Below are 23,724 nucleotides of genomic sequence, written 5' to 3' on the forward strand. Positions count from 1 at the left end.
ATGTTCGGGGGGAACTGCGCCACAGCGTCTGTTCGTTGGGCTTTGTTTGTCGGTGGGGCGGGGTGGCCTGCCGGGTGGCGGGCCGGGCCTCGTCGGCTCAGTCGCGGTCGCCGGTCTCGGCTGCTTCGGCGGCTTCGGCCGTGTCGGCGGTCTTGACGGCGGAGCGGCTGCCGGGGCCGTCGTAGTCCTCGCCGTAGGCGCCCTTGGAGGGGCGGCGGCGGCGCATGGGGGGCTCGACGCCGTCCGCGAGGCGGCGGGCGGTGACGAGGAAGCCGGTGTGGCCGATCATGCGGTGGTCGGGGCGGACGGCCAGGCCCTCGACGTGCCAGTTGCGGATCATCGATTCCCAGGGCTGCGGTTCGGCGTAGCAGCCGAACTCGCGGATGGATTCGACGGTCCGGGAGAGCTGGGTGGTGGTGGCCACGTAGCAGCAGAGGATGCCGCCGGGGACCAGGGCCTTGGAGACGGCCTCCAGGCATTCCCAGGGGGCGAGCATGTCGAGGATCACGCGGTCGACGTCCGTGTCGGACAGGTTGTCCTGGAGGTCGCCGACGGTCAGCTGCCACGCGGGGTGGGGGCCGCCGAAGTAGCGTTCGACGTTGGCCGTGGCGATCTCGGCGAAGTCCGGGCGGCGCTCGTAGCTGTGGAGCATGCCCTGGTCGCCGATGGCGCGCAGCAGGAAGCTGCTCAGGGAGCCGGAGCCGACGCCTGCTTCCACGACGCGGGCGCCGGGGAAGATGTCGGCGAAGGCCAGGATTTGGCCTGCGTCCTTGGGGTAGACCACGGCGGCACCGCGGGGCATGGACAGGACATAGTCGGGGAGCAGGGGACGCAGCGCGAGGTAGGCGACGTTGCCCGTGGTGCGGACAACGCTTCCCTCGGGGGAGCCGATCAGCTCGTCGTGCGGGAAGGAACCCTTGTGGGTGTGGAAATTCTTCCCGGCTTCGAGCGTGAACGTGTAGTGGCGGCCCTTGGGGTCGGTGAGCTGTACCTGGTCCCCGACTTCGAAGGGCCCGCGTCGGCGGGCGGCACCGGTCGGTTCGGACATGTGACCAGTGTATTGGCTTCAGGACTGGGGCCGCGCCATGGCCTTCACGAAGGCTTTTTCGACGTCGAGGGTGGAGAGGACTCCGTAGATCGCGCCGTCGGGCTGGAGGACGAGGTATTCGGTGGCGGGGGTGGTGCGGAGGTGGTCGAGGAGTTCTTCGCCGGTGAGGTCTGCTGAAACCTTCATGCCGTCGGTGAGGTCTTGGGCGAGGGTGCCGGCCGTGACCCAGGGGCGGCGGTGTTCGGGGACGGAGGCGATGGCGCTCTCGCGGACGATGCCGGTGGGGTCTCCGAGTCCGTCGACGATGACGAGGGCGCGGGCGCCGGCTTCGTTGGCGCGGCGGAGGGCTTCGGAGAGGGGGGTGGCGTTCTCGACGGGGATGGCGCGGCGGGTGAGCTTGCGGGCGTGGAGTTCCGGGAGGTGTTCGCGCAGGCGGGCGACGCGGAGGCTGTTGCCTGCGCCGGTCCAGATGATGCCGGCGAGGATGGCGGCGAGGAGGGCGTCCATGACGGTGTCCATGCCGCCGATGTCGTCGGTGCGGTTGCCGAGGGTCCCGGTGTAGTTCAGGAGGGGCAGGCCGAGGAGGACGGCGACGGCGAGGGCGCGGCCGGCCCAGGCGGCGGCGATGGTGCCGGTCATGGGTTTGCCGGTGATGCCCCAGATGACGGCGCGGAGCATGCGGCCGCCGTCGAGGGGGAGGCCGGGGAGCAGGTTGAAGGCTGCGACGAGGAGGTTGGAGATCATGAGGCCGGCGAGGAGGACGCCGGGGACGCTGGCGGGTTCGACGGTCTTCATGCCGAGGTAGAAGGCGCCGGCGAGGAGGAGGGAGAGGAGGGGGCCGACGAAGGCGAGGACGAATTCGCGGCCGGGGGTTTCGGATTCCTTCTCGATCTCGGAGACGCCGCCGAAGAACTGGAGCTGGATGCGGCGTACGGGGAGTTTGAAGCGGAGGGCGGCGATGGTGTGGGCGAGTTCGTGGACGAGGACCGAGGCGTAGAAGGCGACGGCGAAGAAGAGGGCCACGAGGTAGCGCAGGGTGCCGAGGTCGGGGAGGATGCGGTCGAGCTGGTCGCCGAAGACCCAGGTGATGAGGGCGGCGACGAGGAACCAGCTGGGCGAGACGTAGACGGGCACGCCGAAGGGGCGGCCCATGAGGAGTCCGCCGCCCGGTCCTGAGCGCCGGCCCGCGCGCTCGCCGGTTTCGTCGGTGTCTGCCACGGTTGTCCTTCGTTCGCTGCTGTCCGGTCGGGTGGTGCGCCGGTGGTTCCGGTGTGGTTTTCCCGTGCTGCCGGGGTGCGCCGTTGCGCGGTGTGATGCTCCGATCATGCAGTGCGAGGGGGGTCGGCGTCGATGGTATGCGCGTGCTGTCGGTGGCGGGTCGTAGGGTTTTGTCCATGACGACGAGCCCCGGCAGCGGTCCGGACGATGCAGTGACCAGTCCCGTACCCGCTCAGGCGGTGGCGGTGGCTCCTTCTTCGCTGTCGCCTTCGCGGGCGAGTGATTTCATGCGGTGTCCGTTGCTGTACCGGTTCCGGGTGATCGACAAGTTGCCGGAGAAGCCGAGTGCGGCGGCGACGCGGGGGACGTTGGTGCACGCGGTGCTGGAGCGGCTCTTCGATCATCCTGCGGAGGAGCGGACGGCGCCGCGGGCGAAGGCGTTGATCCCGGGGCAGTGGGATCGTCTGCTGGAGTCGAAGCCGGAGCTGACGGAGCTGTTCCCGGAGGGTGACGAGGGGGCGGGGCTGGCGCGCTGGCTGACGGAGGCCGAGGCGTTGGTGGACCGGTGGTTCACGTTGGAGGACCCGACGCGGCTGGAGCCGGTGGAGCGGGAGTTCTTCGTGGAGACGGAGCTGGAGTCGGGGCTTCGGCTGCGCGGGATCATCGACCGGGTGGACGTGGCGCCGACGGGTGAGGTGCGGATCGTCGATTACAAGACGGGGAAGGCGCCGCGGCCGGAGTATGCCGAGGGTGCGCTGTTCCAGATGAAGTTCTATGCGCTGGTGGTCTGGCGGCTGAAGCGGGTGGTGCCGCGGCGGCTGCAGCTGGTGTATCTGGGCAGTGGGGACGTGGTGACGTACGACCCGGTGATCGAGGATCTGGAGCGGATGGAGCGCAAGCTGCTGGCGCTGTGGGAGGCGATCCGGGAGGCGACGGAGACGGGTGACTGGCGGCCTCGGCAGTCGAAGCTGTGTGGCTGGTGTGATCATCAGGCGGTGTGTCCGGAGTTCGGTGGTACTCCCCCGGTGTATCCGCTGGCGCTGCCGTCCGCCGGCCGCGGCGAATCCTGATCTTGGGGTCAGGGCAGAATGGGCGGGGTTCCCCGTTGGGGTCCGAATGGTTCCGATGAACGCGAGGTAGACCCTGTGGCGATCCGCGTACTGCTGGTCGACGATCAGCCGCTGCTGCGTACCGGTTTCCGGATGATCCTGGAGGCCGAGCAGGATGTGGCGGTGGTCGGGGAGGCCGGGGACGGTCTGCAGGCGTTGGACCAGGTTCGGGCGTTGCAGCCCGATGTGGTGCTGATGGACATCCGGATGCCGCGGATGGACGGCGTGGAGGCCACGCGGCAGATCACGGGTCCGGGGCGGGACGGTCCGGCGAAGGTGCTGGTGCTGACGACGTTCGATCTGGACGAGTACGTGGTGGAGGCGCTGCGGGCGGGGGCCAGTGGGTTCTTGCTGAAGGATGCGCCCGCGGCGGAGCTGGTGCAGGCGATCCGGGTGGTGGCGGGTGGCGAGGCGATGCTGGCGCCGAGCATCACGCGGCGGCTGCTGGACAAGTACGCGGGGCATCTGCCGTCGGGTGAGGACAGCGTTCCGGACATGATCGCTTCGTTGACGGAGCGTGAGGTCGAGGTGCTGAAGCTGGTGGCCCGCGGGTTGTCGAACGCGGAGATCGCGGCGGATCTGTTCGTGAGCGAGACGACGGTGAAGACGCATGTGGGCCATGTGCTGACGAAGCTGGGTCTGCGGGACCGGGTGCAGGCGGCGGTGTACGCGTACGAGAGTGGTCTGGTGCGTCCGGGGGCCGGTCAGTAGGCGGCTCGGGTCGCTGGGGCAAGGGTCTCGGGTACGGGTCCGGGCCCGCTTCCGCTGGGTGCGGAGGCGGGCCCGTTGTCGTTGCGGTTGCCCCGGAGGGAGCGGCTCAGCCCTTGCTGATCTCCCAGAAACGGAAGACGGTGGAGGCGTCCAGGGACCACTGCAGGCCGGTCACGTTGGGGCGGGTGACGGCGTACTGCTTGCCCTGCCAGAGCGGGAGGAGCGGGATCTCGTCGGCGACGATCTCCTGGAGGCGGGCGTAGTCGTTGCTGGCGGAGCTTCGGTCGGACTTCGCGGAGGTCGACGGGATGATCGTCCCGGTGATCTCCTTGTTGTCGTAGTTGTTGTGCAGCACGTTGTCGGGGCCGAAGAAGGGCTGCGTGAAGTTGTCGGCGTCGGGGTAGTCGGGGACCCAGCCCTTGACGTAGACGCCGTACTTGCCGGCCAGGATGTCCTTCTCGTACTGCTCGTACTCGACGGACTTGACGTCGGCTTCGAAGAGGCCGCTGTCGTTGAGCTGTTTGGCGATGAGGTGGAATTCCTCGTCGGTCGAGGGGCCGTAGCGGGAGGGCGTCGAGTACAGGGTGATCTTCACCTTGTCCTTGATGCCGGCGGCGCGGAGGGCGGCCTTGGCCTTCTCGGGCTGGGGGGTGCCGCCGTAGCGGTCGAAGAAGGCGGTGGTGTGGGAGGCGATGCCGGCCGGGACGATGGAGTAGAGCGGCGTGGCGGTGCCGTCGTAGACCTCTTTGACGAGGGCTTCCCGGTCGACGAGGTAGGCGATGGCCTTGCGGACGGGGAGCTTTCCGGCGACCGGGTCGTTCGTGTTGAAGACGAGGTGTTCGACTTCGGCGCCGGCGCCCTGGATGACCTCGACCTTCTGGTCGCCGGTCTGGGAGGCGAGGCCGGCGATGTCCTTGGCGGCGAGGCCGCGGAAGGCGAAGTCGACGTCTCCGCTTTCGAGGACCTTCTTGAGGGCGGCCTGGTCCTCGTTGAAGAACTTCATGGTGACGCCGCTGTTCTTCGGCTTGGCCTTGCCGGTGTAGGCGTCGTTGACGGAGAAGGAGGCGCTCTTGTCGTTGATCGAGTCCAGCTTGTAGACGCCGGAGCCGAAGGCCTTGCCGTCGGTGCGGAGCTTGTCCGCGGGGTACTCGGTGTGGTCGACGATGGAGCCCGCGCCGGATGCGATCTTGCTGGGGAAGGTCGCGTCCGAGGTCTTGAGGTGGAAGACCACGGTCTTGTCGTCGGGGGTGTCGATGGATCCGATCGACGCGAGCATGACGGCGGGGCCGTTCTCGTCGTTGATCTTGAGCGTGCGCTCGAAGGAGTACTTGACGTCCTTGGCGGTGAGGCTGTTGCCGTTGCTGAACTTCAGGCCGCCGCGCAGGGTGCACACGTAGGTCTTGCTCGCGCCGGCCTCGAACCCGCAGGACTCGGCGGCGTCGGGTTCGGGGGTGGTGCCGCCCTTGGGGAAGCTGAGCAGGGACTGGAAGACGTTGTTGAAGAGCAGCCAGGAGCCCGGGTCGTAGCCCGAGGCGGGGTCGGTGGCCTTCACCTCGTCGGATATGCCCATGACGACGCCCTTGGCGCTGCCGGCGGTGGAGCCGTCCGTCGCACCGCAACCGCTGAGCAGCGCGGCGGCGGTGGCCGCTCCGAGCGGGGCGGCCAACCACTGGTTGCGTGTCTTCACGTGAACGTCCTTCTCAGTCTCACTGGCTCGTCTGGTTCTGTCTGGCTGGTGTTCCGGCCCGAGGCGGTGTCGCGGGCCGGTGGCCGGGAGCGGGGCCCGGTGTCGAGGCCCGGTGTCGGGGCCCGGTGTCGGGGTGTCAGCCGCTGACGCCGCGGCCGAGTTCCCACAGCTGGAGGTCGGAGATGGCGTTGACCGACCACTCCACTCCGGTGATCCCGTCGCGTGCGGCGGCGTACTGCTTGCCCTGCCACAGGGGCAGGACGGGCACGTCCTCGGCGACGATGTCCTGCATCTCCGCGATCGCGGGGCCGGCGGCACCGCGGTCGACGGCGCGGCGCGATTCGGGGATGAGCTTGGTGCGCACCGTGGTGTTGGCGTACGGCGTGCCCAGGAAGTTGTCCTGCTCCAGGAAGGGGGCGAGGAAGTTGTCGGCGTCGGGGTAGTCGGGGAACCAGCCGAGCCCGTAGGCGGCGTAGTCGCCCTTCTTCTGGGCGGGCCTGAAGTCGGCCCAGTCGGTGCCCTGGACGGTGATGTCGAAGAGCTGGGTGGAGTTCAGCTGGCTCTTGAGGGCTTCGAACTCGGCCGCGGTGGCTTCGCCGTAGTGGTCGTTGGTGTAGTTGAGGGTCAGCTTGACCGGGGTTTTGATTCCGGCGGCCTTCAGCAGGTCGGCGGCCTTGGCGGTGTTGGCTTCGCCGTACTTGTTGAAGAAGGAGTTGACGTGGCCGCCGAGGGTGGTGGGGACCAGGGAGTACAGGGGCTGCGCGGACTTGCCGTAGACCTTGGCGATGAGGGCGTTGCGGTCGACGGCGGCGGCGAGGGCCTGGCGTACGGCCTTGTCCTTGACTCCGGGGGCGTCGGTGTTGAAGCCGAGGTAGCGGATCTCCAGGCCGGGCATGGGGACGAGCTTGATGCCCTTGGGGGGATTGGTGGAGAGCTCGGTGACCTGGGCGGGCGACAGGGTGCGGGAGGCCATGTGGACGGTTCCGTTTTCCAGGGCCTTGACCACGGCGTCGGCGTCGTCGAAGGTGCGCAGTTCGGCCTTGTCGTTCTGGAGCTTCAGATCGCCCTTGTAGTGGGGGTTCTTGCTGAAGACGGCGCGGACGAGGCGGTTGCCCTTGACTTCGGCCTTCATGGTGTAGGGGCCGGAGCCGTCGACGGCGAAGCCCGCGCGGAGCTTCTTGGCGTCGTACTTCTTGGAGCTGACGATGCCGGCGGCGGGGGTGGAGAGTTTGTACGGGAAGGTGGCGTCGGCGGACTTCAGGTGGAAGACGACGGTGTCGGTGCCCTTGGCTTCGACGGTGTCGATGGTGGAGAGCAGCGAGGAGGGGCCGTTCTCGTCCTTGATGGCGAGGACGCGCTCGATGGAGAACTTGACGTCCTGGGCGGTGAGCGGGTCTCCGTCGGCGAAGGTGAGGCCGGGGCGCAGGATGCAGCGGTAGCTCTCGTTGCCGGTGTCGGTGAAGCGGCAGTCAGTGGCTGCTTCGGGGACGGGCTTTCCGCCGCCGCGCGGGGTGTGCATGAGGGTCTGGACGGTCTGGCGGAGGATGTTCCAGGTGCCGGCGTCGTAGGCGTAGGCGGGGTCGAGCGGGGCGGGGGCGTAGTCGGCCGCCTCGAACCGGTCGGTGGTGCCGACGACGATCGCTCCGGATCCCGCTCCTGCGCCGCCGGTGCTGCCGCAGGCGGTCAGCGCGGGGGTGAGCAGTCCGGCGGCTGCCGTCAGCGCCATGGTCTTGCGGTTCATGCTGGAAGTACTCCCTCGACCCGGCACTTGTTCAAAGCTGGCGTGGAGGGCATCGCGGCGGTCGCCCGTTCTGGGCGGAACGATCGGGCCGGTGGTGTGACGATCGGTCCACGCGGTTCCGGAAACAGGGGTGTGTGTCCGGGACGGCTGAGGTGCGGCGCAGTGCCCGGATCGACATTAGTGGCCTGTGGAGGGGTGGCTTGAACCGTGTGGATCGGGGGTGTTGTCGCTCCGTTGCGGGAGTTGACCCGGGGTGTGCGCGGGGCGGTGCACAGATTCGGTCAGGTGCTGATCAATGGGGACACAAGGGGTGGTGCGGGAGGGCGCGCAGTGGTGCGAAGGGGGCTTTGCGGGTGACAAAGGTCACCCGGGACAACTCCCCCGGTAGGGATGGAATTTCGGCCTCCGGGGAAGTGCGCGGGAGATCCGCCCGCGGGACCTTGGTCCGGGGGCGGATCGTCCGGTACGGAGCGTGCGCGGTCAGTTCAGCGGAGTGATGAGGGAGCGCAGGAAGGGCAGGTCGACGTCTTCGAGGGAGCCGACGATGGTGCGGCCGGGGGCGGGCGCGATCAGGCCTACGGAGGGGATGGCGACGACCCTGCATCCGGCGGCTTCGGCGGCGGCGACGCCGGTGGCCGTGTCCTCGATGACGGCGCAGCGGGAGGGGTGGGCGCCGAGGGCGTGGGCGGCGAGGAGGTAGGGGTCGGGGTGCGGTTTGGTGCGCGGTACCTCGTCGCCGGCGACGGTCATGGTGAAGCGGTCTCGGCCGAGGGTGAGGAGGACCTGGTCGATGACGCGGCGGTGGGAGGCGGAGACCAGGGCGGTGGGGACGTTGTGGCGGGCCAGTTCGCTCAGGAGGCGTTCGGCGCCGGGCATGAGGGGGACGGCGTCGGCGATGCGGGCTTCGAAGCGCTCGTTGAGCAGGACGGTGAGTTCGGCGAGGCCGATGTCGGCGCCGGTGGATTCGATGAGGAAGCCGGCGCTGCGGGTCATGGGGCCGCCGACGACGATGTCCCGCCAGGATTCGTCGAGGCGGTGGCCGAGTTCTCCGAAGACGCCGACTTCGATCTCCCACCAGAATCCCTCGGTGTCGACGAGGGTGCCGTCCATGTCGAGCAGCACCGCCTGCAGGGCATGTCCGTCGGCCGTACGGGCGACGGGGGCGGGGACTGTGCTCGTCATGCGCGCACCTTTCCGGGGGTCCGTTGGGGACGAGAAGGCCGGTCACCTGGCCTCCGGGGGCGTGCCCGGGGGAACAGGTGACCGGCCTGTATGGGACCGACTAGTGTACGCCGGTCCGTCTCGATGTGCGTCGAATTACGCCTCGGCCCGGGTGGAAGTACCTCGCAGGATGCCTCGGGGCGCGCCTCAGCGTGCGTTGAAGTACTTCGCGTCGGGGTGGTGGATGACGATGGCGTCGGTGGACTGCTCGGGGTGGAGCTGGAACTCCTCGGAGAGGTGGACGCCGATGCGCTCGGGCTGGAGGAGGTCGGCGATCTTGGCGCGGTCCTCGAGGTCGGGGCAGGCGCCGTAGCCGAGGGAGAAGCGGGCGCCGCGGTACTTCAGGTCGAACATGTCCTCGACCTTGGCGGGGTCCTCGCCGCCGAAGCCGAGCTCGGCGCGGACGCGGGCGTGCCAGTACTCGGCCATGGCCTCGGCGAGCTGGACGGAGAGGCCGTGGAGCTCGAGGTAGTCGCGGTAGGAGTCGGACTCGAACAGCTTGGCGGTCGCTTCGCCGATCCTGGAGCCGACGGTGACGACCTGGAGGCCGACGACGTCGGTTTCGCCGGACTCTTCGGGGCGGAAGAAGTCGGCGAGGCACAGGCGGCGGCCGCGGCGCTGGCGCGGGAAGGTGAAGCGGGTGCGCTCGTTGCCGGCGTCGTCGAGGATGATCAGGTCCTCGCCCTTGGAGACGCAGGGGAAGTAGCCGTAGACGACGGCGGCTTCGAGGAGGTTCTCGGTGTGCAGCTTGTCGAGGAGGCCGCGCAGGCGCGGGCGGCCCTCGCTCTCGACGAGTTCCTCGTAGGTGGCTCCGCCGGCGCGGGCCTGCTTGAGGCCCCACTGGCCCTTGAAGAGGGCTCCTTCGTCGAGCCAGGAGGCGTAGTCCTTGAGCGGGATGCCCTTGACGACGCGGGTGCCCCAGAACGGCGGGGTGGGCACGGGGTTGTCGGTGGAGGTGTCGGAGCGGCCGCCGGGCTCTTCGGTCTCCTCGACGAGGGCGGGGCTGTCGCGCTTGGCCACGCGGCGCTGCTTGAGTTCGGGGAGGGAGGCGCCGGGGACTCCGCGCTTGACGGCGATGAGGGCGTCCATCAGACGCAGGCCCTCGAAGGCGTCGCGGGCGTAGCGGACCTCGCCCTCGTAGATCTCGTGGAGGTCCTGTTCGACGTAGGCGCGGGTGAGGGCGGCGCCGCCGAGGATGACCGGGTAGTCGGCTGCCAGCTTGCGCTGGTTGAGCTCCTCCAGGTTCTCCTTCATGATCACCGTGGACTTCACCAGCAGGCCGGACATGCCGATGACGTCGGCCTTGTGCTCCTGCGCGGCTTCGAGGATCGCGGAGACCGGCTGCTTGATGCCGATGTTGACGACGTTGTAGCCGTTGTTGGTGAGGATGATGTCGACGAGGTTCTTGCCGATGTCGTGGACGTCGCCGCGGACGGTGGCCAGGACGATGGTGCCCTTGCCCTCGTCGTCGCTCTTCTCCATGTGCGGTTCCAGGTGGGCCACCGCGCTCTTCATGACCTCGGCGGACTGGAGCACGAAGGGGAGCTGCATCTGGCCGGAGCCGAAGAGTTCGCCGACGACCTTCATGCCCTCCAGGAGGGTGTCGTTGACGATGTCGAGGGCCGGGCGGGTCTGGAGGGCTTCGTCGAGGTCGGCGTCCAGGCCGTTCTTCTCGCCGTCGATGATGCGGCGCTGGAGGCGCTCGTCCAGGGGCAGGGCGAGGAGCTCTTCGGCGCGGCCGGCCTTCATCGACTTGGTGTTGACGCCCTCGAAGAGGGCCATCAGCTTCTGCAGCGGGTCGTAGCCCTCGGCGCGCCGGTCGTAGATCAGGTCGAGGGCGGTGGTCACCTGCTCCTCGTCGAAGCGGGCGATCGGCAGGATCTTGGAGGCGTGGACGATCGCGGAGTCCAGGCCGGCCTTGACGCACTCGTCGAGGAAGACGGAGTTCAGCAGGACGCGGGCGGCCGGGTTGAGGCCGAAGGAGATGTTCGACAGGCCGAGCGTGGTCTGGACGTCGGGGTGGCGGCGCTTGAGCTCGCGGATCGACTCGATCGTGGCGATGCCGTCCTTGCGGGACTCTTCCTGGCCGGTGCAGATGGTGAAGGTCAGGGTGTCGATGAGGATGTCCGACTCGAGGATCCCCCAGTTCCCGGTGAGGTCCTCGATGAGGCGCTCGGCGATGGCGACCTTGTGCTCGACGGTGCGGGCCTGGCCCTCCTCGTCGATGGTCAGGGCGATCAGCGCGGCGCCGTGTTCCTGGGCCAGCTGGGTGACCTTGGCGAAGCGGGACTCGGGGCCGTCGCCGTCCTCGTAGTTCACGGAGTTGATGACGGCGCGGCCGCCGAGCTTTTCCAGGCCGGCCCTCAGGACGGGGACCTCGGTGGAGTCCAGGACGATGGGCAGGGTGGAGGCGGTCGCGAAGCGTCCGGCCAGCTCCTGCATGTCGGCGACGCCGTCGCGGCCGACGTAGTCCACGCACAGGTCGAGCATGTGCGCGCCCTCGCGGATCTGGTCGCGGACCATCTCCACGCAGTCGTCCCAGCGGGCTTCGAGCATGGCCTCGCGGAACTTCTTCGATCCGTTCGCGTTCGTGCGCTCGCCGATCGCCATGTACGAGATGTCCTGGCGGAAGGGGACGGTCTGGTAGAGGGAGGACGCGCCGGGCTCGGGGCGCGGGTCCCGGACGGCCGGGTTCAGGCCGCGGACCCGCTCGACGACCTGGCGCAGGTGCTCGGGGGTGGTGCCGCAGCAGCCGCCGACCAGGGAGAGTCCGTACTCGCGGACGAAGGTTTCCTGGGCGTCGGCGAGCTCGCTCGCGGACAGCGGGTAGTGCGCGCCGTTCTTGCCGAGGACCGGCAGGCCCGCGTTGGGCATGCAGGAGAGCGGGATGCGGGAGTTGCGCGCGAGGTAGCGCAGGTGCTCGCTCATCTCGGCGGGGCCGGTGGCGCAGTTCAGGCCGATCATGTCGATGCCCAGGGGCTCCAGCGCGGTGAGCGCGGCGCCGATCTCCGAGCCGAGCAGCATCGTGCCGGTGGTCTCCACGGTCACGGAGCAGATCAGCGGGACGGACACGCCGAGGGCTTCCATGGCGCGGCGGGCGCCGACGATGGAGGACTTGGTCTGCAGCAGGTCCTGGGTGGTCTCCACGAGGAGCGCGTCGGCGCCGCCGGTGATCAGGCCTTCGGCGTTGATCTGGTAGGCGTCGCGGATGGTTCCGTAGTCGATGTGGCCCAGGGTGGGGAGCTTGGTGCCGGGGCCCATCGAGCCGAGGACCCAGCGCTGCTGCCCGGTGGAGGCGGTGAACTCGTCGGCGATCTCGCGGGCGATGCGGGCGCCGGCGACCGACAGCTCGTGGTTGCGGTCCGCGATGTCGTACTCGGCGAGTGCGGCGTAGTTGGTGCCGAAGGTGTTGGTCTCGACGCAGTCCACGCCGGCCTCGAAGTACTCGCGGTGCACGTTGGCCACGATGTCGGGGCGGGTGACGTTGAGGACCTCGTTGCAGCCTTCGAGCTGTTCGAAGTCTTCCAGGGTGGGGTCCTGGGCCTGGAGCATGGTTCCCATGGCTCCGTCGGCGACGACCACGCGGGTCGCCAGTGCCTGGCGGAGGGCATCGGCCCGGGTCTGGGTGTCTGCGGGCGGGTTCGGCAACGAGGCCATGGTTGAGCTCCCTGGGATGCGACGGCTGTCGGCTTTGCACCCCCTCTGTGTCAAGGGTGCACGCGGCCAGGGTAACGGTGTGGGACCTGCCCCGGTGAGGTCGTCCCACGTGGCGGACTGCATTCTGTGCCCGGGGGTCGGCGACTTCCGGCCGGGGTGTCCTGGGCCACTCGTATCGGTGGACTCTGCCCTCATCATGCACAAAGTCGGCATCGACCGATAGTGTTCAGCATTGTCGAACTACGTCAGCAGGAGGCTGCGCGATGGCACGGAACATCCAGTCGCTCGAACGAGCCGCTGCGATGCTGCGGCTCCTGGCGGGCGGCGAGCGCCGGCTGGGGCTCTCGGACGTGGCCTCTTCCCTCGGCCTGGCCAAGGGAACGGCGCACGGGATCCTGCGCACGCTGCAGGCCGAGGGTTTCGTGGAGCAGGACCCGGCTTCGGGCCGCTACCAGCTCGGCGCGGAGCTGCTGCGCCTGGGCAACAGCTATCTGGACGTCCACGAGCTGCGGGCGCGCGCCCTGGTCTGGACGGACGATCTGGCCCGGGCGAGCGGGGAGAGCGTGTACGTGGGGGTGCTGCACAAGAGCGGGGTGCTGATCATGCACCACGTGTTCCGGCCCGACGACAGCCGTCAGGTCCTGGAGGTGGGTGCCATGCAGCCGCTGCATTCCACGGCCCTGGGCAAGGTGCTGTCCGCGTACGACCCGGTGGCGCACACGCAGGTCACGGAGGTGGAGCGGGAGGCGTTCACGCCCCGCACGGTCACCGACGGCGCCGGCTTCGAGGAGGTGCTGGGCCTGATCCGGGCCCGGGGCTGGGCCAGCGACATCGAGGAGACCTGGGACGGGATCGCCTCGGTGGCGGCCCCCATCCACGACCGCCGCAGGATGCCGGTCGGCGCGGTGGCCGTCGCGGGGGCCGTGGAGCGGGTGTGCGGGGAGTCCGGGGAGCCGCGGGCGTCCCTGGTGGCGTCCGTACGGGACTGCGCGCGGTCGGTTTCGCGCGATCTCGGAGCGGGCCGGTTCTGACCTTGGCGTGACCGCATCGCCCTACCTGACCACCCAAGAGCCACGCAAAAGTGGCATTTGGGTGGTTTTTGGCGTTTGATGATCACTTATTGGCGTGATTTGTTCGATCGCACCGGCCGGTAACGATCCGGCTCATTGGCCTGGTCAACCCTTGACGCCCGCTTCACCGGGGCGGAAAACTGCCGTTCATCGGTCGGCAATGCCGAACACCTACCGGCAATACGCGTTAGGGTGTGGCAAGGCCAAGGACCGGTGCAGCACTCACCGAGTGCGTGGACCGCCGGAGGGACCCGGCGGCCACCACCCCTGAACGACAAAGGAGTCGCGGGTGTCCAGCTCCGACATCTTCATCGGCGAGACCATCGGTACCGCCCTGCTCACCCTGCTCGGTGGCGGCGTGTGCGCCGCACTGACGCTCAAGAGCTCCAAGGCCCGGGGCGCCGGCTGGCTCGCGATCACCTTCGGCTGGGGTTTCGCCGTCCTGATCGCCGCCTACGTCTCCGCGCCGCTCTCCGGTGCGCACCTCAACCCGGCCGTCACCGTCGGCATCGCGATCAAGGACGGCGCCTGGGGCGACGTACCGGTCTACTTCGCCGGCCAGCTGCTCGGCGCCATGATCGGCTCGGTCCTGATGTGGCTCGCCTACTACGGACAGTTCCAGGCGCACCTGGCCGACCCGGAGCACATCCGCGACGCCAAGCTCGGCCCCGAGGACCCGCACCCGCACGACGTGGCCGGCCCGGTGCTCGGCATCTTCTCCACGGGCCCCGAGATCCGCAACGTCGTCCAGAACCTCACCACCGAGATCATCGGCACCGCCGTCCTGATCCTGGCCATCCTGACCCAGGGCCTCCAGGACGACGGCAAGGGCCTCGGCGTCATCGGCGTCCTGATCACCTCGTTCGTGGTCGTCGGCATCGGCCTCTCGCTGGGCGGCCCGACCGGCTACGCCATCAACCCGGTGCGCGACCTCGGCCCGCGCATCGTCCACTCCCTGCTGCCGCTGCCCAACAAGGGCGGCTCGGACTGGAGCTACTCCTGGATCCCGGTCCTCGGACCCCTCGCGGGCGCCGCGCTGGCCGGCGGTCTGTACAACATCGCGTTCGCCTGATCAGCAATCGGCACCACGGCACCATCCGCACCGCCATTCTGATTCCGCCTACTTCGACACCTGCCAGGAGCAGCCACCATGACCAGCAGCACCGGCCCCTTCATCGCCGCGATCGACCAGGGCACCACCTCTTCCCGCTGCATCGTCTTCGACCGTGACGGACGCATCGTCTCGGTCGACCAGAAGGAGCACGCGCAGATCCTCCCGCAGCCGGGCTGGGTCGAGCACGACGCCACCGAGATCTGGACCAACGTCCAGGAGGTCGTCGCCGGGGCCCTGTCCAAGGGCGACATCGACCCGGCCGAAGTCAAGGCCGTGGGCATCACCAACCAGCGCGAGACCACCGTCCTGTGGGACCGCCACACCGGCGAGCCGGTGCACAACGCGCTGGTCTGGCAGGACACCCGCACCGACGCCCTGTGCAAGGAGCTCGGCCGCAACGTCGGCCAGGACCGCTTCCGCCGCGAGACGGGCCTGCCGCTGGCGAGCTACTTCGCCGGCCCGAAGATCCGCTGGCTGCTCGACAACGTCGAGGGCCTGCGCGAGCGCGCCGAGGCCGGGGACATCCTCTTCGGCACCATGGACTCCTGGGTCATCTGGAACCTGACCGGCGGCGCCGAGGGCGGCGTGCACGTCACCGACGTCACGAACGCCTCGCGCACCATGCTGTTCAACCTGCACACCATGGCCTGGGACGAGCGCATCGCCGAGTCCATGGAGGTGCCGCTCAACGTCCTCCCGGAGATCAAGTCCTCCGCCGAGGTCTACGGCCACGTCAAGGAGGGCGTCCTCGCGGGCGTCCCGGTCGCCTCGGCGCTCGGCGACCAGCAGGCCGCGCTGTTCGGCCAGACCTGTTTCGCCGAGGGCGAGGCGAAGTCCACGTACGGCACCGGCACGTTCATGCTGATGAACACCGGCGACAAGATCATCAACTCCTACAGCGGCCTGCTGACCACCGTCGGCTACCAGATCGGCGACCAGAAGCCGGTCTACGCGCTGGAGGGCTCCATCGCCGTCACCGGCTCGCTCGTCCAGTGGATGCGCGACCAGATGGGCATGATCAAGACCGCGGCCGAGATCGAGACCCTGGCCTCCTCCGTCGAGGACAACGGCGGCGCGTACTTCGTGCCGGCCTTCTCCGGCCTGTTCGCCCCGTACTGGCGCTCCGACGCCCGCGGTGTGATCGCCGGCCTCACCCGGTACGTCACCAAGGCGCACATCGCCCGTGCCGTCCTGGAGGCCACCGCCTGGCAGACCCGCGAGATCACCGACGCCATGACCAAGGACTCGGGCGTCGAGCTCGCCGCCCTCAAGGTCGACGGCGGCATGACCTCCAACAACCTGCTGATGCAGACCCTCTCCGACTTCGTGGACGCCCCCGTGGTGCGCCCGATGGTCGCCGAGACCACCTGCCTCGGCGCCGCCTACGCCGCCGGCCTGGCCGTCGGCTTCTGGCCCGACACCGACGCCCTGCGCGCCAACTGGCGCCGCGCGGCGGAGTGGACCCCGCGGATGCCCGCCGAGCAGCGGGAGCGCGAGTACAAGAGCTGGCTCAAGGCCGTGGAGCGGTCCATGGGCTGGGTCGATGACGAAGACGCCAGCTGACCGCACAGCGGCGCAATCGACGAGCAAGTAGGAGTCAACGGACATGAGCACCCTGCAGAGCGTTCCCACCCTGGGTACGCACCCGACCGCCGGTTCGAACGCGAGCCGCGCCGAGACCCGTGAGCAGCTGGCGAAGGCCACGTACGACCTGCTGGTCATCGGCGGTGGGATCCTGGGCACCTCGGTGGCCTGGCACGCCGCGCAGTCGGGTCTGCGGGTCGCCATGGTGGACGCCGGCGACTTCGCCGGCGCCACCTCCTCGGCCTCCTCCAAGCTCGTCCACGGCGGCCTGCGCTACCTGCAGACCGGTTCGGTCAAGCTGGTCGCCGAGAACCACCACGAGCGCCGGGTGCTGGCCAAGGACGTGGCCCCGCACCTGGTCAACCCGCTCACCTTCTACCTCCCCGTGTACAAGGGCGGTCCGGTGGGCGCGGCGAAGCTGGGCGCGGGCGTGTTCGCGTACTCGGCGCTCTCGGCCTTCGGCGACGGCATGGGCAAGATCATTTCTCCGGCCCGTGCCGCCGCCGACAACCCGGGGCTGAAGACGGACAACCTCAAGGCCGTCGCGGTCTACTACGACCACCAGATGAACGACTCGCGCGTCGCCGTCATGACGGTCCGCGCGGCCGTCGAGTCGGGCGCGGTCGTCCTGAACCACGCCGAGGTCACCGGGCTGCGCATGACGCGCGGCCGCGTCTCGGGCGCCGAGCTCAAGGACCGCCTGGACGGCACCGAGTTCGGTGTGGACGCCCGCGTGGTGCTCAACGCCACCGGCCCGTGGGTGGACCACCTGCGGCGCATGGAGGACAAGCACTCGATGCCCTCGATCCGCCTCTCCAAGGGCGCGCACATCGTGATGAAGCGCAAGTCGCCGTGGAAGGCCGCCATGGCCACCCCGATCGACAAGTACCGCATCACCTTCGCCCTGCCGTGGGAGGACCAGCTGCTGCTGGGCACCACCGACGAGGCCTACGAGGGCGACCCGGCGGACGTGCGGGCCACCGAGGGCGACATCCAGCAGATCCTGGACGAGGCGGCCTTCTCGGTGAAGGACGCCGATCTGGACCGCTCGCTGATGACGTACGCCTTCGCGGGCCTGCGCGTGCTGCCCGGCGGTCCCGGCGGGGTGGAGAAGGCCAAGCGCGAGACGGTCGTCTCCGAGGGCGCGGGCGGCATGCTGTCGGTGGCCGGCGGCAAGTGGACCACGTACCGGCACATCGGCCGCGTGGTCATGGACAAGCTGGCCAAGCTTCCGGGCAGCCCGCTGACCGACGACATGGAGCCGGTGAAGTCCCTCGTACGACGGATCGCGCTGCCCGGTGTCGCCAACCCGAACGCGGTGGCGCACCGGCTGCTCGTGGACCGCGAGCCGGGCTCCCGGATGGACCCGCTGACGGCCCGGCACCTGGCCTCGCACTACGGTTCGCTGGCCTTCGACATCGCGCGGCTCGCGAACGAGGACCCGGCACTGGCCGAGCGGATCCACCCGGACGGGCCGGAGATCTGGGCGCAGGTCGCCTACGCACGGGACAACGAGTGGGCCGAGACGGCCGACGACGTACTGCGCCGCCGCACGACGGTGACGGTCCGCGGTCTGGACAGCGCCGAAGTGCGCGGCCGGGTCGAGGAGATGCTGGCCGACAAGGCATAAGCAGTGGCGTGAACGGGCAGAGGGGCGGTTCCAGGGGGAACCGCCCCTCTGTCGTGGGCTGTGGCCGGTGCCTCATCAAGGCTTAGGCTGACCCACGTACACAAGGGAACTTCGGAAGGAGACCTGGGTGATCGAGCTTGAGGGCGTGCCCGAGCTGATCGACCCGGTCATGGTGGCCGCGTTCGAGGGCTGGAACGACGCGGGTGACGCGGCCTCCGGTGCGGTCGCACACCTGGACCGGGAGTGGAAGGGCGAGGTCTTCGCGGCTCTGGACGCCGAGGACTACTACGACTTCCAGGTCAACCGGCCGACGGTGTGGCTGGACAACGGGGTACGGAAGATCACGTGGCCGACGACCCGGCTTTCGGTGGTCCGGATCGGCGGGACCAAACCGCGCGACCTGGTGCTGGTGCGGGGCATCGAACCGTCCATGCGGTGGCGTTCGTTCTGCAACGAGATCCTGGGCTTCGCCCACGAGCTGGGCGTGGAGATGGTCGTCATCCTGGGGGCGCTGCTGGGCGACACCCCGCACACGCGCCCGGTGCCGGTCAGCGGGGTGACCTCGGACGCGGACCTGGCGCGGACGATGGACCTGGAGGAGACCAAGTACGAGGGCCCGACGGGGATCGTGGGCATCCTCCAGGAGGCCTGTACGCACGCCGGGGTGCCGGCGGTGTCCCTCTGGGCGGCGGTGCCGCACTACGTGTCCCAGCCGCCGAACCCGAAGGCGACCCTCGCGCTGCTCAACCGGCTGGAGGATCTGATCGACATCCGGATCCCGCTGGGCGAACTCCCCGAGGACGCGCGGGCGTGGCAGCTGGGCGTGGACCAACTGGCCGCGGAGGACAGCGAGGTGGCGGAGTACGTCCAGACGCTGGAGGAGGCGCGGGACACCGCGGACCTGCCGGAGGCCTCCGGGGACGCGATCGCCCGGGAGTTCGAGCGGTACCTGCGGCGGCGGGATCCTTCCGCGGGCGCGGAGCCGGGGGACGGGTCGTATCTGCGGGACACCTCCGGTGGGCTGCCGCGTACGCCGAAGCGGAAGCCGGATCCGTCCGGTCCCGGGGACGAGCCCCCGGCTCCCCCGGCGGCCGCGCCGGAGGAAGAAGACACGCCTCCGGAGGCGTAGCCGGGTGAGGGGGCGGGGCAGGGGGTTTTCTGGTTTTCTCCCCGCCCCGCCCTTTCGCCGTTTCCCGGGGCTCCGCCCCGGACCCCGCTCCTCAAACGCCGGAGGGGCTGGGATTGCCTGACGGCAGTCCCAGCCCCTCCGGTCGCGTCTGGGCGCGGTGGCTTACAGGGCCACGCCCAGCAGGGCGTCGACCGTGCGCGAGACCAGCCCGGGGGCGGACTCGTCGTCGCCGTCCGTGGCGATCTGGAGCTCGACCCAGCGGTCCACCGCCGCGAGAGCGGCCGGCGCGTTCAGGTCGTTGGCGAGGGCCTCGCGGACCTCCTCGACCAGGGCGTCCGCCGCGATGCCGTCGGGGCGGGAGACGGCCGCGCGCCAGCGCTCCAGGCGGGCCACCGCCTCCGCGAGGACCTCGTCGGTCCATTCCCAGTCGGCGCGGTAGTGGTGCGAGAGCAGGGCCAGGCGGATCGCCGCCGGGTCCACGCCGGCCCGGCGCAGCGCCGACACGAAGACCAGGTTGCCCTTGGACTTCGACATCTTCTCGCCGTGCAGCGCGACCATCCCGGCGTGTACGTACGCCTTGGCCATCGGGAACTCGCCCGTCAGGACCTGGGCGTGCGAGGCGCCCATCTCGTGGTGCGGGAAGGCCAGGTCGGAGCCGCCGCCCTGGATGTCGAAGGTCATCCCCAGGTGGTCCAGGGCGATGGCCACGCACTCGATGTGCCAGCCGGGCCGGCCGCGGCCCAGCGAGCCGCCGTCCCAGCTCGGCTCGCCCGGGCGGGCGGCCATCCACAGCATCGGGTCGAGCGGGTTCTTCTTGCCCACCCGGTCCGGGTCGCCGCCCCGCTCGGCGGAGAGCAGCCGCATCGCCTCGGCGTCCAGGTGGGACACCTTGCCGAAGTTCGGGTCGGACTCCACGGAGAAGTAGACGTCGCCGTCCAGCTCGTAGGCGGCGCCCGCGTCCCTCAGCCGCTCGACCAGCGGCACGATGCCGGGTATGGCCTCGACGGCGCCGATGTAGTGCTGCGGGGGCAGCATCCGCAGGGCGGTCATGTCCTCACGGAAGAGAGCGGTCTCGCGTTCGGCGAGCTCGGTCCAGTCCTGGTTGTCGCGCAGGGCCCGCTCCAGCAGTGGATCGTCGACGTCCGTGACGTTCTGGACGTAGATGACCTGCCGCTTGGTGTCGAGCCACACGCGCTGCACGAGGTCGAACGCGTTGTAGGTCGCCGCGTGACCGATGTGCGTCGCGTCGTACGGGGTGATCCCGCAGACGTAGATACGGGCGACGGGACCGGGGGCGAGGGTGATCGTCCCCTGGGTCGCGGTGTCGTGGATCTGGAGGTCGCGGCCCTTGCCAGGAAGGGCGGGGACCTCAGAAGCGGGCCAGGCATGCATGTCTCGAGCCTAACCGGACAGGTGTTCCTCAAACGAACCGGACCTGCACTGTTGTCCTGATCGGCACTCTTGCGCCATGGCCGGTTCTGTGCGTCCGTCCTGTTGCGGGCGGCCCGGTCAGACGGGCGGCCACGGGATCGCGGGCCACTGACCCGAGGGCTGAGGATGCTTCCCGGTGCGCAGCAGCAGGGCCACACGGGCCCGTACGGCGTCCAGCTCGGCGGTGGTGACCAGTTCGGCCAGTCGGGTGGCGAGGGGCTGCCCGGGGGCCAGTGCGGCCTCCAGGGCACTCAGCACGGATCCCGCTTCCTCGGTCAGCGGCTCCCCTGCCCAGCCCCACAGGAGGGTGCGCAGCTTGTCCTCGGTGTGGAAGGTCACTCCGTGGTCGATGCCGTAGAGGCGTCCGCCGGGGGCGGGCAGCAGGTGGCCGCCCTTGCGGTCGCCGTTGTTGATCACCGCGTCGAGGACGGACATGCGGCGCAGCCGTTCGTCGTCGGCGTGCACGAGGAGCGCGGTGCGGCCCTCGCCGACCTCGGCGAAAGCGACGGGCTTCCAGCCCTCCCCCGCTTCCTCGCCGTCCACGAGCGCGAGCAGCTCCGCCTCGGGGGACTCTCCCGTCTCGATCCACTGCTGGACCATGCCCTCGCCGTACGGTCCGTCGCGCAGCACGGTCGGGGGCACCAGCCCCCAGCCGGTGGCCTCGGAGACCAGGTACGCGGCGACCTCGCGCTGGGCGAGGTTCCCGTCGGGGAAGTCCCACAGCGGGCGTTCGCCCTTGACCGGTTTGTACACGCAGTCGGTGCTCGCGCCCCCGTGTGTGACGGTGCACAGCAGGACGGCGTTGGACGCCTCCCGGATCCGGCCGACGACGGTGAGTTCCCCGTGGGCCAGCAGCTCTTCCAGTTCCGACGTTCCCCCCATGGCGTTCACGCCTGGCGCCGGTAGCCGTTCTGGCGCGGGCAGACGTGCCCTTCGGGGTCCAGCGGGAGGCTGCACAGCGGGCAGGGCGGACGGCCCGCGTTGACCACGTCCAGGGCCCGCTTGGTGAAGGCCCGGGCCTGGGCGCCGGTGAGGCGGACGCGCAGCATGGGCGGCCCGTTCTCCTCGTCCTGGAGCAGACGCTCCTCCGCCTCGGCGAGGTCCTCCTCCGAGTCGGCGTCGAGCTCCACCAGGGCCTGCGCCTCGACGATCATGCGCTGGTCCTCGCCGTCCCAGGCCAGGGCCATCGTGCCGACGCGGAACTCCTCCTCGACGGGGACGTCCAGGGGGGCGGTGTCGGTCGCCTCGGCGGGGGCCACGGCCGGGACGGGGGCATTGCCCCCGGTGCGCCGTACGACCTCGTCGAGCAGCTCTTCCATCCGCTCCGCGAGCGCCGCCACCTGGGTCTTCTCCAGGGAGACGGAGGTGACGCGGGGGCCGGTGGAGGCCTGCAGGAAGAACGTACGGCGTCCAGGCAGGCCGACCGTGCCGGCCACGAAACGGTCCGGTGGGTCGTAGAGGAACACCTGACGGGGCACGTCCAGTCTCCAAGCGTCGGCGGCAGGGGCAGGGCTGCGCCCATGGGTTGGCCCGTCCACCCTACTGCGCCGTTCGATCACACCGCGCCCGCACCACCCCCTACGACCGCCTCGCCGCCCGCTTCCGTGTCGTCCCGGGCCGCGGCGGCGTCCGGCGACGCGTTTTCGCGGGGCGCGAAGGAGGAGAAGTCCCCGGTGTCGCCGAGGCGGAGCAGGAAGGGGCGGGAGGGCGTGTAGCGGATGGCGGTGACCGAGCAGGGGTCGACGTGGATCCGCTGGAAGAGGTCCAGGTGCATGCCGAGGGCGTCGGCGACAAGGGACTTGATGATGTCGCCGTGTGAGCACATCAGGTACACGGCGTCGGCGCCGTGCTCCTCCTCGATCCGCGCGTTCCAGTCGCGTACGGCGTCCACGGCGCGGGCCTGCATGGCGCGCATGGACTCGCCTCCGGGGAAGGCGGCGGCCGAGGGATGCTGCTGGACGATGCGCATCAGGGGTTCTTCGGACAGTTCGGAGAGTTTGCGGCCCGACCAGTCGCCGTAGTGGCACTCGCCGATCCGCTCGTCGGTGTGCAGGGCGAGGCCGGGCCGGGCCGCCAGCAGCGGGGCCAGGGTTTCGCCGCACCGCTCCAGCGGGCTGGTGACGGCCGCGGCCAGGGGCACGGCGGCGAGCCGCCCGGGCAGCGCGGCGGCCTGTGCGGCTCCGTGCTCGTCGAGGGTCACCCCCGGGGTCCATCCGGCGAGCAGCCCTGCGGTGTTGGCGGTGGACCGCCCGTGTCGTACGAGGATCAGCGTGGCCATGGCAGAAGGGTATGCGGTACCGCCGGCGTGCGGTCGGGGCCCGGGCAGGGAACAATGCGCGAGTGATTGTGGACTGCGCCATGTACCGCGAAGGCCGCCGCTCGGAGGCGCCCGACGACTTCTCCGATGCCCTCGACGAGGCGCGGGCCACCGGCGACGCCTTCCTCTGGGTGGGCATGTACGAGCCCACGGAGAAGGAATTCGAGCACGTCAGCCAGGAGTTCGGGCTGCACCCGCTGGCGGTGGAGGACGCGCTGACCGCGCACCAGCGGCCGAAGATGGAGGTCTACGACGATTCGCTGTTCGTGGTCCTGAAGCCGGTGCGGTACGACGATGCCGCGGACACGGTGACCACGGGCGAGCTGATGGTGTTCATCGGCGACTCCTTCGTCGTCACGGTCCGGCACGGCGAGGGAGCCGCGCTGGCCGCCGTGCGCCACCGTCTGGAGCAGGACCCCGAGGTGCTCCGGCACGGCCCCACGGCGGTGCTGTACGCGGTTTCGGACGCCGTGGTGGACCACTACATCGAGGTGGCCGCCGAGCTCCAGGCGGATCTGGAGGAGCTGGAGGCGGAGGTCTTCTCCCCGAATCCCGCGGACAGCAAGAACACCGCGGCCCGGATCTACGGGTTCAAGCGGCAGGTCCTGGAGTTCCGCCGGGCCACGAGTCCGCTGCTGCAGCCCATGGACCGGCTCGCCTTCGGGAACGTGCCCTTCGTGCACGAGCACGCGCAGCCGTTCTTCCGCGACGTCGCGGACCACCTGACGAAGGCGAACGAGTACATCGAGGGCCTGGACCGGCTGCTGTCGGACGCGCTGGCCGCGCACCTGGCGCAGATGGGCGTCCGGCAGAACGACGACATGCGCAAGATCTCCGCCTGGGCGGCCATGGCGGCGGTTCCGACCATGGTGGCGGGGATCTACGGGATGAACTTCGAGCACATGCCGGAGCTCACGCACCGCTGGGGCTACCCGATGGTGCTCGTGGTGATGGCGGTCGTCTGCGTGGGCCTGCACCGGATGTTCAAGCGCCGCGGCTGGCTCTAGGCCGCCCGGGCGGGGCGGGATCCGAAAGAACGGCCCGAAGGGACGGCCCG

The 23,724-nt window shown here is 69.9% G+C and carries 18 protein-coding genes; 8 read left to right on the top strand and 10 right to left on the bottom strand.

Going from position 1 to position 23,724, the window contains the following annotated elements; translation table 11 throughout:
* Positions 1-97: 97 nt before the first annotated feature.
* Complete coding sequence (locus ACFYM0_RS22475) at positions 98-1,048, bottom strand: tRNA (adenine-N1)-methyltransferase (RefSeq protein WP_327251910.1); 951 nt, start codon at positions 1,046-1,048, stop codon at positions 98-100.
* Between the two features lie 18 nt (positions 1,049-1,066).
* Positions 1,067-2,200, bottom strand: coding sequence for a site-2 protease family protein (locus ACFYM0_RS22480; protein WP_388504255.1), 1,134 nt, complete (start codon positions 2,198-2,200; stop codon positions 1,067-1,069).
* A gap of 242 nt (positions 2,201-2,442) precedes the next feature.
* Here ACFYM0_RS22480 and ACFYM0_RS22485 point away from each other — a divergent pair, with 242 nt between their 5' ends.
* Both ACFYM0_RS22485 and ACFYM0_RS22490 read left to right on the top strand, forming a co-directional pair.
* Complete coding sequence (locus ACFYM0_RS22485; protein WP_388503987.1) at positions 2,443-3,336, top strand: RecB family exonuclease; 894 nt, start codon at positions 2,443-2,445, stop codon at positions 3,334-3,336.
* 75 nt (positions 3,337-3,411) lie between these two features.
* A complete protein-coding gene (locus ACFYM0_RS22490) occupies positions 3,412-4,086 on the top strand; it encodes a response regulator transcription factor (RefSeq protein WP_243334010.1) in 675 nt (224 codons plus the stop codon).
* 106 nt (positions 4,087-4,192) lie between these two features.
* Here the strand turns inward: ACFYM0_RS22490 and ACFYM0_RS22495 are convergent, their stop codons facing one another.
* From ACFYM0_RS22495 to metH, 4 genes are all read right to left on the bottom strand, one after another.
* Entirely contained in the window at positions 4,193-5,773 is a 1,581-nt protein-coding gene (locus ACFYM0_RS22495) for an ABC transporter substrate-binding protein (RefSeq protein ID WP_388503990.1), read from the bottom strand.
* A 136-nt stretch (positions 5,774-5,909) separates the two neighbouring features.
* On the bottom strand, positions 5,910-7,514 hold the full coding sequence (locus ACFYM0_RS22500) for an ABC transporter substrate-binding protein (RefSeq protein WP_388503993.1): 1,605 nt from the start codon (positions 7,512-7,514) through the stop codon (positions 5,910-5,912).
* Between the two features lie 480 nt (positions 7,515-7,994).
* Positions 7,995-8,696, bottom strand: a complete 702-nt coding sequence (locus tag ACFYM0_RS22505) for an HAD family hydrolase (RefSeq protein ID WP_388503996.1) — start codon at positions 8,694-8,696, stop codon at positions 7,995-7,997.
* A gap of 186 nt (positions 8,697-8,882) precedes the next feature.
* A complete protein-coding gene (gene metH / locus ACFYM0_RS22510) occupies positions 8,883-12,392 on the bottom strand; it encodes a methionine synthase (protein ID WP_388503999.1) in 3,510 nt (1,169 codons plus the stop codon).
* 263 nt (positions 12,393-12,655) lie between these two features.
* On the opposite strand from metH, the gene ACFYM0_RS22515 reads away from it, so the two are divergent.
* From ACFYM0_RS22515 to ACFYM0_RS22535, 5 genes are all read left to right on the top strand, one after another.
* On the top strand, positions 12,656-13,423 hold the full coding sequence (locus ACFYM0_RS22515) for an IclR family transcriptional regulator (protein WP_388504002.1): 768 nt from the start codon (positions 12,656-12,658) through the stop codon (positions 13,421-13,423).
* Between the two features lie 328 nt (positions 13,424-13,751).
* Entirely contained in the window at positions 13,752-14,534 is a 783-nt protein-coding gene (locus tag ACFYM0_RS22520) for an MIP/aquaporin family protein (RefSeq protein WP_388504005.1), read from the top strand.
* 78 nt (positions 14,535-14,612) lie between these two features.
* On the top strand, positions 14,613-16,139 hold the full coding sequence (glpK, locus tag ACFYM0_RS22525; protein WP_388504007.1) for a glycerol kinase GlpK: 1,527 nt from the start codon (positions 14,613-14,615) through the stop codon (positions 16,137-16,139).
* A 43-nt stretch (positions 16,140-16,182) separates the two neighbouring features.
* On the top strand, positions 16,183-17,790 hold the full coding sequence (locus tag ACFYM0_RS22530) for an FAD-dependent oxidoreductase (protein ID WP_388504009.1): 1,608 nt from the start codon (positions 16,183-16,185) through the stop codon (positions 17,788-17,790).
* Between the two features lie 127 nt (positions 17,791-17,917).
* Positions 17,918-18,919, top strand: a complete 1,002-nt coding sequence (locus ACFYM0_RS22535; RefSeq protein WP_388504012.1) for a PAC2 family protein — start codon at positions 17,918-17,920, stop codon at positions 18,917-18,919.
* 162 nt (positions 18,920-19,081) lie between these two features.
* Here ACFYM0_RS22535 and mshC read toward each other — a convergent pair whose 3' ends face one another.
* The 4 genes from mshC to ACFYM0_RS22555 form a co-directional block, all read right to left on the bottom strand.
* Positions 19,082-20,311, bottom strand: a complete 1,230-nt coding sequence (mshC, locus tag ACFYM0_RS22540) for a cysteine--1-D-myo-inosityl 2-amino-2-deoxy-alpha-D-glucopyranoside ligase (protein ID WP_388504015.1) — start codon at positions 20,309-20,311, stop codon at positions 19,082-19,084.
* A gap of 117 nt (positions 20,312-20,428) precedes the next feature.
* The gene (locus ACFYM0_RS22545; RefSeq protein ID WP_388504257.1) at positions 20,429-21,274 is read right to left on the bottom strand and encodes an SCO1664 family protein; all 846 of its coding nucleotides are present in this window, start codon (positions 21,272-21,274) and stop codon (positions 20,429-20,431) included.
* Entirely contained in the window at positions 21,238-21,828 is a 591-nt protein-coding gene (locus ACFYM0_RS22550) for a DUF3090 domain-containing protein (RefSeq protein WP_243333987.1), read from the bottom strand. The genes ACFYM0_RS22545 and ACFYM0_RS22550 overlap by 37 nt, the downstream gene beginning before the upstream one ends.
* A 77-nt stretch (positions 21,829-21,905) precedes the next feature.
* A complete protein-coding gene (locus ACFYM0_RS22555) occupies positions 21,906-22,628 on the bottom strand; it encodes a histidine phosphatase family protein (RefSeq protein WP_388504019.1) in 723 nt (240 codons plus the stop codon).
* 62 nt (positions 22,629-22,690) lie between these two features.
* On the opposite strand from ACFYM0_RS22555, the gene corA reads away from it, so the two are divergent.
* Complete coding sequence (gene corA, locus ACFYM0_RS22560; RefSeq protein WP_388504021.1) at positions 22,691-23,674, top strand: magnesium/cobalt transporter CorA; 984 nt, start codon at positions 22,691-22,693, stop codon at positions 23,672-23,674.
* Positions 23,675-23,724 lie beyond the last annotated feature (50 nt).

Source organism: Streptomyces sp. NPDC006487, from assembly GCF_042870555.1.
Lineage (GTDB): Bacteria > Actinomycetota > Actinomycetes > Streptomycetales > Streptomycetaceae > Streptomyces.